The organism is Alteromonas sp. CyTr2, assembly GCF_947311905.1.
Classification (GTDB): domain Bacteria; phylum Pseudomonadota; class Gammaproteobacteria; order Enterobacterales; family Alteromonadaceae; genus Alteromonas; species Alteromonas macleodii.
Window position 1 is genome coordinate 15400 of record NZ_CAMZMZ010000024.1, and the last position, 10960, is coordinate 26359.

The 10960-nt window shown below is 46.6% G+C and carries 8 protein-coding genes; all 8 read right to left on the minus strand.

All coding sequences use genetic code 11. The annotated features are described in order from the left end of the window. Nucleotides 1-11: 11 nt before the first annotated feature. The 8 genes from tldD to QME20_RS13180 are packed head-to-tail and all read right to left on the minus strand — an operon-like array spanning nucleotide 12 to nucleotide 10822. Nucleotides 12-1454, minus strand: a complete 1443-nt coding sequence (gene tldD / locus QME20_RS13145) for a metalloprotease TldD (RefSeq protein ID WP_049588410.1) — start codon at nucleotides 1452-1454, stop codon at nucleotides 12-14. Then, nucleotides 1447-2265, minus strand: a complete 819-nt coding sequence (locus tag QME20_RS13150) for a carbon-nitrogen hydrolase family protein (RefSeq protein ID WP_049588411.1) — start codon at nucleotides 2263-2265, stop codon at nucleotides 1447-1449. The genes tldD and QME20_RS13150 overlap by 8 nt, the downstream gene beginning before the upstream one ends. Beyond that, nucleotides 2258-6253: a YhdP family protein gene (locus tag QME20_RS13155; RefSeq protein ID WP_281716042.1), complete on the minus strand. Its 3996-nt coding sequence runs from the start codon at nucleotides 6251-6253 to the stop codon at nucleotides 2258-2260. Before QME20_RS13155 ends, QME20_RS13150 begins: the two co-directional genes overlap by 8 nt. A 26-nt stretch (nucleotides 6254-6279) precedes the next feature. Further along, entirely contained in the window at nucleotides 6280-7746 is a 1467-nt protein-coding gene (gene rng, locus QME20_RS13160) for a ribonuclease G (RefSeq protein ID WP_014947913.1), read from the minus strand. Further along, the gene (locus QME20_RS13165) at nucleotides 7743-8333 is read right to left on the minus strand and encodes a Maf family protein (protein WP_039236916.1); all 591 of its coding nucleotides are present in this window, start codon (nucleotides 8331-8333) and stop codon (nucleotides 7743-7745) included. Before QME20_RS13165 ends, rng begins: the two co-directional genes overlap by 4 nt. 36 nt (nucleotides 8334-8369) lie before the next feature. Beyond that, nucleotides 8370-8846, minus strand: coding sequence for a rod shape-determining protein MreD (mreD, locus tag QME20_RS13170; protein ID WP_061093985.1), 477 nt, complete (start codon nucleotides 8844-8846; stop codon nucleotides 8370-8372). Then, nucleotides 8839-9741, minus strand: a complete 903-nt coding sequence (gene mreC, locus QME20_RS13175; RefSeq protein ID WP_049588415.1) for a rod shape-determining protein MreC — start codon at nucleotides 9739-9741, stop codon at nucleotides 8839-8841. The genes mreD and mreC overlap by 8 nt, the downstream gene beginning before the upstream one ends. Nucleotides 9742-9778: 37 nt before the next feature. Further along, on the minus strand, nucleotides 9779-10822 hold the full coding sequence (locus tag QME20_RS13180; protein WP_014947909.1) for a rod shape-determining protein: 1044 nt from the start codon (nucleotides 10820-10822) through the stop codon (nucleotides 9779-9781). Nucleotides 10823-10960 lie beyond the last annotated feature (138 nt).

Below are 10960 nucleotides of genomic sequence, written 5' to 3' on the forward strand. Positions count from 1 at the left end.
TTTGAGCTGAATTAAGCCGTACCACCGACCGTCAACTCGTCAATTTTAAGTGTAGGCTGACCTACACCCACCGGCACGCTTTGACCGTCTTTACCACATACACCCACGCCTTTATCTAAGGCAGTGTCGTTACCAATCATTGAGATTTTTTGCATAACCTCTGGACCGTTACCAATTAAGGTAGCCCCTTTCACCGGTGCGGTAATTTTACCGTTTTCAATTAAGTACGCTTCCGCACTAGAAAATACAAATTTTCCTGACGTAATGTCTACCTGTCCGCCAGCAAAGTTCGGCGCGTAAATACCTTTGTCGATAGACGCGATAATTTCCTGCGGATCGTGTTGGCCTTCCAACATATAAGTATTCGTCATGCGGGGCATAGGCAAGTGCGCATAGGATTCACGACGACCATTACCGGTAGGCGCAACGCCCATAAGCTTGGCGTTATGTTTATCCTGCATATAACCTTTCAAGATACCATCTTCAATAAGCACGTTGTGCGCTGTTGGTGTGCCTTCATCGTCTACCGACAACGAGCCACGACGGTCGTTTAATGTCCCATCGTCAACAACCGTCACGCCTTTTGCTGCAACGCGCTGACCAATACGGCCACTAAATGTTGATGCACCCTTACGGTTAAAGTCGCCTTCAAGACCGTGCCCTACCGCTTCGTGAAGTAAAACACCTGGCCAACCGTTACCTAATACTACAGGCATAGCGCCTGCCGGTGACGCCACAGCCTGCATGTTAACGCGTGCCATGTGAAGGGCATCTTCTGCCAAGGTTTCGTAATACGGTTTGCCGTTTTCGTCTTGCTTAAAGAACGAGTAGGCATAGCGACCACCAGCCCCCGCTGAACCACGTTCACGTCTATCGCCTTGTTCTAGCAATACCGAGCAGTTCAAGCGCACCAGCGGGCGAATATCAGTAGCTAAAGTACCGTCACTGCCAGCAACTAAAATTTCTTCATACACACCGCTTAAGCTCACCACTACCTGATTGGCAGACGGCTCTTGTTTGCGAATATAGGCATCTACTGCTTTTAAAAGCGAAATTTTCTCAGCGTCTTGCATCGCAAGAATAGGGTTATTTTCGCTGTATCGCGCTTGCACTGGTTTTTGCCCAAGCGAAGCAACTTGTTGTGATCCGTCGCTTGGCGCAATGCCACGAGCCGCTTTACACGCTTTGGTCAACGCTTCTTCGCTTATTTCGTCGGAATAAGCGAACCCTGTTTTCTCGCCGCTAATTGCACGCACGCCTACGCCGCGCTCTATGTTATAGCTGCCTTCTTTAATAATGCCGTCTTCCAACACCCAGCTTTCGTGCTGGCTTGACTGAAAATACAAATCGGCATAGTCGGTATCGTGACGATGAATAGTCGCTAAAGCACGCTCTAGCTTAGAGATATCTAGCCCTGAGTCAGATAATAAATGACGCTCAACAGATTTAGACAAAGTGACTCCTGAATCGGTTATGTTCGGCAACCGGCATATTCTGTTTAATGGTTTCTCTTTCTGCAATATCTACTTTTGCCGAAACTAACCCTACGTCGGTTTTGCGTTCGGCAAGGGTCTCCCCCCAAGGCGACAGTACAAGACTGTGACCGTATGTTTCACGGCCATTTGCATGCACACCACTTTGATTTGCAGCTACCACAAAGCACTGCTTTTCAATGGCTCTGGCTTGCAACAACGCATGCCAATGCGCTTCTCCGGTGCGCTGGGTAAAGGCCGCTGGCAACACCAAAATATCGATATCGCCCATTGCAGTAAATAACCCTGGAAAGCGTACATCATAGCACACCGCAAGACCAATGTTGCCTATTGGCGTTTCAACAGTAACCACCTTGCTGCCCGCTTCGGTTGTCGCCGATTCACGATAACTGCCCGTGTTGTCGTTAACTGATACATCGAACATGTGAATTTTTCGGTAGTCTGCCAACACATCACCATTGGGGCCAAACAGCATGCAGGCTGCGGAAAACTTCTCTGGGCTATTGGTTTTCACTGGAAACGTACCCGAAACCAGATAGCACTGATATTGTGCAGCAAGCGCTGACAAACGTCGCTGAATCTCACCTTCGCCCTTTGTTTCTGCCACAGCAAGTTGGCCTTTGTCTTTACCGCCGAAATAAGCAAAACACTCTGGGAGCACAACTAAACTGTTTTTCTCAATCTTTGCCGATGCCATTTCGTTTGCAACGGTGTCGAGATTTTCTTCCACGCTTGGCGCAGATGTCATTTGTAATGCAACTAAATTAACCATCGATCACCTCCATTTTAAGCCTGCGTACGTCATCTTCCGTTAATGGCCTGTCTTGCGGGTTGGCCGGTACAGGCGCATTTTGCGCAGGTAAGCTGATGTCTTTGCTGTTGCGCTCAACTTCGTCGAACTTAGGAGCTTTTATGGTGCCTGTAACGCGATAGTTCACATTCGAAATAACTTTCGCAGAGGTTAGCACCTGGTCTATGGCAAGAGCAGCGAGTGCAGTGGGCGGCGTAGCCAAGAAATACACTAAAAACGGTAAGTTCCCGGTTACGTTCGGTGCGAACGATACGTTGTAATTTAATCCACCGGTATTGAGATCGGTGAAGCCCGTGATCTCTATTTCACCAGCGCCGCCGTCAATTTCAGTATCGTCGGTATACGCTTTGCCATCAACAATACTTAACGTACCGCCCATATCGTCGTAGAAAAAACCCTTAGCAAAAACGTCTCGAAAGTCGAGGCTGAGCTTCCGCACTAACGAGTTCAAGCTGAACAGGGTGAAGATACGTGAACCTTTGTCACTTAACTCAGTTAGATACCCATCTGACAGCGACCACTGAACATTACCGTTTAGCTGTTCAAACCCGAAATCCATCGGCGCATTTGGCCAAGTGATATCAAACGCGACGTTTGCGCTAGAATCTTTTATACCTGATTCAACACCGTACTCTTTTAGCATCTGCCCAACGTCGGGAGACGTTAATGTTCCGTTTAACGCGCTTTGAATCTCGCCTCCCATGTGCTTCCAATATCCCGTTGCGGTAACGTTAGTTTCATCAGATTTCACTAGAAGCTGACGAATGGCTAAACCATTCTCTTCCTTCGCGATGTCTAAGGTAATTTCACCTAAATCGGTGCCATGCACGCCACAGGACTGACAATAAAAATAAATGGGCGGTAGCGTATTTGGGTCAATATTGTAGGGCGACTCGCCTTCCTCATTTGGCATAGCACTATTGGTAGCTAACTCAACGCCGCTCTCTGAGTCGGCTTTTGTCGTCCCCCCGGCTTCAACAGGTTTCTCTAGTGATAAATAGTCGGCATTTATCTCAATGCCCTGCTCGTCTAAATCACTATTAATACGAATAGTGGCTCTTGCCTGAGGCGACGCTAAGTCTAGGATCCAATCTTTATTGCGTTCTGTTGCACTGAGCTGCGCATCTTTAATACTGTGGCCAGCAAAATTTAGCTTGTCGGCTTTGGCGAATATCCGCGAGGGAGTACCAAACAAATTCGCTTTTTTGCTTTCGTTTGATTGGATACTCGAGTGGGCATTTGCTTTTGCAACGGCGGTGCTGGTGTCTTTCCCTTTACCGGAAAGTAACATATTAATAGTAGTAAACCATTCTTGCACATCAGCTTGAGCTAGATTCGCGCTGATACTAAAACCTGTACCAATGTTGGCTATATCGCTTTCGCCAAGTGCCAAGTGCGCACGTGAAAACTGCATTTCTTTGTGCGGTAGTACGCCATCAAAACGAATGTTATCACCAAGTGACGCCTCCACATTTGATACTTTGCTATCGCCTTTACTGGTAATAAGCAGCGGTAGACTGCTGCCCGCTGGCGTATCGAAGGGAGCAGGCAATACACTTTGTGTCGCCGTTAAATCTGCAGTTAAATTGGCAGTATAGTTAAACCCACTGTTTGAAAGCGACAGTTGAACTGTAGTGTTCCAATCACTTTCGCCGTCGATGTATTCGGTGAGGTCTGTATTCACATAGTTAGCGAGCGGATGTACATGCCATCGTCCACCTAACTCTACATTTAGGTCGTACGTGTCGCTCTGTCTACCGGATAGCGACAAGTTCACCGGCTGTTTAAGAAACTGCGCCTGAAGCCCACTTGCGTCTATATCGCCATTAACAAATGACACCTCTCCCGATGCCTTATCAAATAGCATATTTGTGGTCGCAACAAAAACGGGGTTATCCGACAAGTGCGCCGTTCCCGATGCCACCACATCTTTGCCTTTAAACGGGATATCAAGCTTTATGTCGGCAGATAGAGGCCCGCCAATTTGCACGTCTTCGTTAAGTACTTTGCCTAAAGATTTTTTGAGGGACGAGTCCATCATTAACGCGGTTAGCGCATTACCAGTGCCAGTACCATTGGCATAAATAATCAGGCGGGCATCTGGACTAAAGCTTGGAATGGCAGCCGACATATCACTGATTTTCATCCCAGCAAGCGTCGCACTAGGGCTCTCCATCACTAATGCATTATTCACAAAATACAAAGATAGGTCTAAGTTGTTAAGTGCCGGCCAGTCTGGCGCAAAAAGAAAATCCCCCTGCTCAATATCGACATACGCCTGAAAAATACCTGTGTTGTCGTCAAACGGGAAGTCACTCGTGCGACCGTGCCACAGCACGCGCGCGTTTGCGACTTCACCTTCTCCTGTAAACGCACGAGTAAGGTATTTGTCGGTATTAGCCCCCATTAAAGAAGGGGGAAATAAACTGCTCACCTCATTTAGCGCCAATGGGCTTACATCCACATAAAGCGACATAAACCCTGTCGACATATTCAGTTTAAACTGCGGGTGAAGAGTAACGGCATCACTATCAAGCAGCATATCGCTGCCTTTTACTACCCACTGCTTGTCTTCGCTATCTATCTGCTCTGGGTAAATATAAAACTGAGATTTAAACAGGTTTATATTGACGTCTTTCTTAATTACGCCGTTGGTACTTAGTAAGCTATCCGCACTCTCTAAGTAGATAGCGCCATTATTTTTATACCAGAAAAAGTCTGCATCTAGCGACGAAAGACCTGGTACCTTATCTGTTTTGTCCCACTGCAAATCTAGCACTTTAGCCGCTAAAGAAGGCTGGCCGTTGTGCCATTGAACCTGCAACGTGGCCAACTCGCCTTTTGGATTAAGCCCGCGTATTTCTTCTTCACTGGTATCATCCATGAAAAGCGGTAACAGCAGCAGAAAGGGGTTAATTTGCACTGGCTTTACGGTGTTTATCAGCGCATCACCATTTGCACTTATACTGCCAATTAGGTCTGTTGTAAGGGTCTCGTTGCTTGAATTAAGCACCAATTGATCCACTCGGACATTCCAGCCTCCCTGTCTGTTCTCATCGTTAGGCAACGCCTGAAGACTACCTCCTCTGATACCTGTTACCGTTTTCGCGCGGCCACTGCCCCACTCTAAAAGGCTTTCACTAAGCTCGGCTTGTACGCTAGTGACTTCACTTTGAGAAAAGTTAGTCCATACTTCAAAGTTTGCGCGGCTTTGCGCTAGTGGACGCTTGGTTTTGATGAGATCGCTAACCCACGGAGAAATATCGAGCTCTTCTGCTTTGGCGTAAAACACGCCGTCAAAGTCTTCCCGCGTGCCCGTGATATCAATGATAAACGACGCCGAGTTAGCCGCTAAATCTGCAACCTTAAGCTGACCTAAACCTTGGTGTCGCTCTTCATGGTTGTTCCACGATAAACTTTCAATATCAAATGAATTGGTTTCATTAAGATGAGTGACAGATACCACCCCGTCTTCTAACGAGAAGCTTTGAAGCTGCTCTAAAAACAGACGCTCTAGTGCATTTACTACAGGGAAGTTATTCTTATCGCCTCCAGAAAGACGATCGGCGTCAATATCAAGCTTAAGACCACGCAGCTCAAAACGGGTAGATGAGATAAGTTGGTGGCGTAGCGATTCCCAAAAATCTAGCTCGACGTAGATTTGCCTGATATCCAATGCAACAGGGGAAGCATCGTTTTTAGCCAACGACACCGAATTGAGCACAATACTTGGACCATTGCGCTGCCAAACAGCATGCACACTTTGGATGGATAGGTTTACGCCATACTGCTCATTAATATAATTTTCCAACAGGTGTTTGTTGTGCTCAATATGCGGCAGAGCATAGCGTGCAGCGCTTAAAACAAGCGCGAAAAGTACAAGCAATACGGCGAGTAGCAGCCAAAACTTCTTAAGTAGATAAGCGGCTACCGACGAAAAATTTGTCACATTTTGCCTTTGTATACGTTAATGCATTACATCATGACGACGTCGTACTTATCCTGATTGTACAATGTTTCTGTTTGAACCTTGATTTGTTTAGACACAAATACTTCCAGTTCTGCCAGCATATGAGACTCTTCACCCATTAAGGCTTCCGCCACTTTTGGTGAAGCGTAAACCACAAACTTGTCTGCGTCGTAGGCGCGATTCACCCGTACAATTTCACGCATAATTTCAAAGCAAATGGTTTCAATGGTTTTTACCGTGCCTCGCCCTTTACACACCGGGCATTCTCCGCACAATATATGCTCAATGCTTTCACGGGTGCGCTTACGGGTCATTTCAATTAGCCCTAGCGCAGTAAAACCGTGAATATTTATCTTGGCTCTGTCCTTGTTCGTCGCCACCTCTAATGAGTGTAAGACACGTCGTTTGTGGTCTGGTTCAATCATATCGATGAAGTCGATAAGGATCATCCCACCCAAGTTGCGCAATCTTAACTGACGGGCAATCGCCTGCGTCGCCTCAATATTGGTGTTAAAAATCGTTTCTTCTAAGTTCCGGTGGCCAACAAATGCGCCCGTATTAATATCGATTGTGGTCATCGCTTCGGTCTGGTCAATGATCAAGTAGCCGCCAGATTTTAAATCGACACGGCGTTCCAAGGCTCGCTGCGCCTCATTTTCCACATCGTATAAATCAAAAATAGGTCTATCACCCGGGTAGTATTCGAGCTTGCCGTTCATTTCAGGCACATACTCTTTGGTGAACTGGTGAAGTTCATTGAATGATAGTTTCGAGTCGATACGAATTCTGTCGAGCTCTGTACCAACAAAGTCGCGTAGCACTCGTCGTGCTAGCGGTAAGTCTTCGTAAAGCACGTTCGACTTACGCTTTTTCATACGCGACTGAATTTTATCCCACAGCCTTCGCAAAAATGCTGCGTCGGACTGCAGTTCGTTTTTGCCCACGCCTTCCGCCGCAGTACGCAGAATGAAGCCACCGTTTTCATCACAAAACTCTTGCACCAGCGACTTTAAGCGCTCTCTTTCTGCTTCTTCTTCAATGCGTTGAGATACGCCTACGTGAGTTACCGAAGGCATAAATACAAGATAACGGCTGGGGATAGTAATGTCTGTGGTAAGGCGTGCGCCTTTGGTACCGATAGGATCTTTCACTACCTGAACCACAATATCTTGACCGTCTCGCACCAACTCGCGAATGTCTTGCTTTTGAATATGGCTTGCCGAGACTTCTTCAGCAATTTCATTGTGAATGACAATGTCAGATGCATGTAAGAAGGCGGCCTTTTCTAAACCGATATCAACAAATGCTGCCTGCATTCCCGGTAATACACGGCTAACTTTACCGCGATAGATATTGCCAACCAAACCGCGTTTGGTATGACGCTCTACGTGAATTTCTTGCAGTATTCCGTTTTCAATAAGCGCCACCCGTGACTCTGACGGGGTAACGTTAATAAGCAGTTCAGCACTCACGACACAACTCCAAATGCATTAAGTAATTGGCGGGTTTCGTACAGTGGTAGGCCTATTACGGCACTTGCACTGCCGTTAATGGAAACTACAAACTCACCACCAATACCTTGAATAGCGTAACTCCCTGCTTTGTCGGCAGGTTCTCCTGTTTCCCAGTATGCGTCAATTTGCTCATCCGTCAATGCTGCAAAAGTCACAGATGTGGTAATTACTTGAGTCTGTTGCTGAGCGTTATCAAGCACACAAATAGCGGTAAGGACATCATGAGTTTTACCAGAAAGCATAGTGAGGATGCGCTTAGAATCTGCTTTGTCTTCTGGCTTGCCAACACTTTGTCCGTTAAACGATATTAGGGTGTCGCTGGCCAGAATAACCTTGTCGTCGGTCATTGCCTGCTGATCCTCAAGGTATGCTTTCACCGCTTGGGCTTTTTCACTGGCTAGCCTTGCGACAAGCTCCATCGGTGGCTCGTTGTCACGGGGCGACTCGTCAATATCGGCAGGCTGTATTGTATGGGCTATGTTCATTTGTTTGAGCAAAGCGGTGCGTCGTGGAGAGGCTGACGCTAACACTACCGATTTTGTCATTGGCTTACCTTTGGTTTAATCGAGAACGTGTTCGGGTTACGAAATTGAAAACTGTCTGCGCGTGCGTCGAAGCAGCCAAAATACCCACGGCCACAACACCATTGACGTTATCACCGGCCATAAATAATCGACTTGGAAATAAATATCAGTCAGTAGATGCTGCACCCAAAATGTAAGTAAGTGGTATAGCGCCGATAGTAGACCGATAATAATGGCTTGCTGCCAAACGGAGTAATTTCTTAGTCTTTGGTAATTAGCCGCTAATATATAAACACAAATACTTAAGCCGAAACTATGAATGCCCAAGGTTGTGCCTACAAGCACATCCATAGCAACACCAGTTAAAAACGCCACGCCCACATTCACTCTGTGGGGCAGTGCCATGCTCCAATATGCTAATACAACCAGTACCCAGTCAGGGCGGTACACATCTACTTGAGTGGGCAGCGGAACAATTTGCAGTACCAGAGCAACTAACAAACTAATCCATATAACGAGGTTACGTTTACGCATCTGAAGATTCTTCCTCGTTTACAGCTGGCTTATCAGTGTCGTCAGTAGAGTTAGCATCAGACTCACTCTCTGACTCAGGCGTGTGCCATAACAGCAATAGGTGTCGAAGCCTGTCTAGGTTTGCTAAAGGTGTGACAATAACACGAGCAAAAGGGCGGCTTTCATCTCGGACGACTTGTGAAACTCTTGCCACAGGGTAACCTTCTGGAAAGACCTTTCCTAAGCCAGACGAAATTAATGTGTCACCTTCTTGAATATCGACACTGTGAGGAACATGCTCTAGATACAGCTCGTTTAGCGCGCCGCTTCCGGTTGCGATAAAGCGAATATCGTTTCGAAGAGATCGCACAGGAATAGCGTGGGTAACGTCGGCAATCAGCAATACACGGCTGTTTGTAGACCCAACTTCCATTACCTGACCCACTATGCCCTTATCATCAATGACTGGCTGAGACAGATATACGCCGTCTATTGCCCCCTTGTTGATAACCACCTGCTGGCTGTACGGATTTTTATCCACCGCCATTAACTCAGCAACCATTCTTCGAGAAGAAACCCGAATAGGGGCCTGCAGTAACTCTCGTAATTGCGCGTTTTCTTTTGCAATTACATCGAACCGCTGGAGCTTTTCGCTCATTAGCAACAGTTGATTATTAAGTTTCTGGTTTTCGGACAGCAATTGTTCTTGAGACGTAAGACGCTGGGCACTTTCATTTAGCATTAAACCGGGAAGGTTTGCTAAATACTGAAGTGGGCTCATTAATGAGTTTAGATAAACCCGCGTTGATTTGAAACCGTCTAGCTTATGGTCGACAAATATCAGAACCACCGACAGCACAAGCGCCAGTGTAAGCCTGTTATTTAACGAAGGGCCGCGGGTAAAAATAGTATCCATGATACAAATAAGGCAACCTTACGGTTGCCTTTCCTGTTTATTCGTAGCTAAACAGGTCGCCACCGTGAAGGTCAATCATATCGAATGCCTTACCACCGCCGCGTGCTACACAAGTAAGCGGATCATCAGCAATAACAACTGGAATGCCCGTTTCTTCCATTAGCAATCTATCTAAGTCTTTGAGTAGCGCGCCACCACCGGTAAGTACCATACCGCGCTCAGAAATGTCTGAAGCAAGCTCTGGCGGAGACTGTTCAAGCGCCACCATAACTGCTGAAACAATGCCGGTTAGTGGTTCTTGAAGCGCTTCAAGAATTTCGTTTGAGTTTAGCGTAAACCCGCGAGGTACGCCTTCTGCTAGGTTGCGACCGCGTACTTCAATTTCGCGCACTTCTTCACCTGGGTAGGCAGCACCTATTTCATGCTTGATGCGTTCAGCGGTTGCTTCACCAATTAGTGAACCGAAGTTACGACGAATGTAGTTGATAATAGCTTCATCAAACTTGTCACCACCAATGCGAACAGATGATGAATAAACTACGCCGTTAAGTGAGATAATGGCAACTTCTGTTGTACCACCACCAATATCGACCACCATTGAACCTGTTGCTTCTGATACAGGTAAACCCGCACCAATAGCAGCCGCCATTGGCTCGTCGATAAGATAAACTTCGCGGGCACCTGCACCCAATGCAGATTCTTTAATTGCGCGGCGCTCTACTTGTGTTGAACCACAAGGAACACACACTAATACACGAGGACTTGGGCGCAAGAAATTATTGTCATGCACTTGTTTAATAAAGTGCTGAAGCATTTTTTCAGTGACGTAAAAGTCGGCAATAACACCGTCTTTCATCGGACGAATTGCACGTATATTACCCGGCGTACGACCAAGCATTCGCTTAGCTTCTGCACCTACTGCTGCAACACTTTTTGGTCCTGCTGCGCGCTCTTGACGAATAGCTACTACTGAAGGCTCGTTTAGAACAATACCTTGGTCTTTTACATAAATCAGCGTATTAGCTGTTCCGAGGTCGATGGACAGATCGTTAGAGAACATGCCTCGAAGCTTTTTAAACATGAAGAGTGTATTCCTGTTTCTGTGTTAACGCGTATTTGCAAAGGTGAGATGGCGACGCTTTAACGTGAAGTCGATATTTATTCGCACACTTTAACAATGGGGGCTATTTTGGGCAAGTAATGCTGTAATTAAGTGACG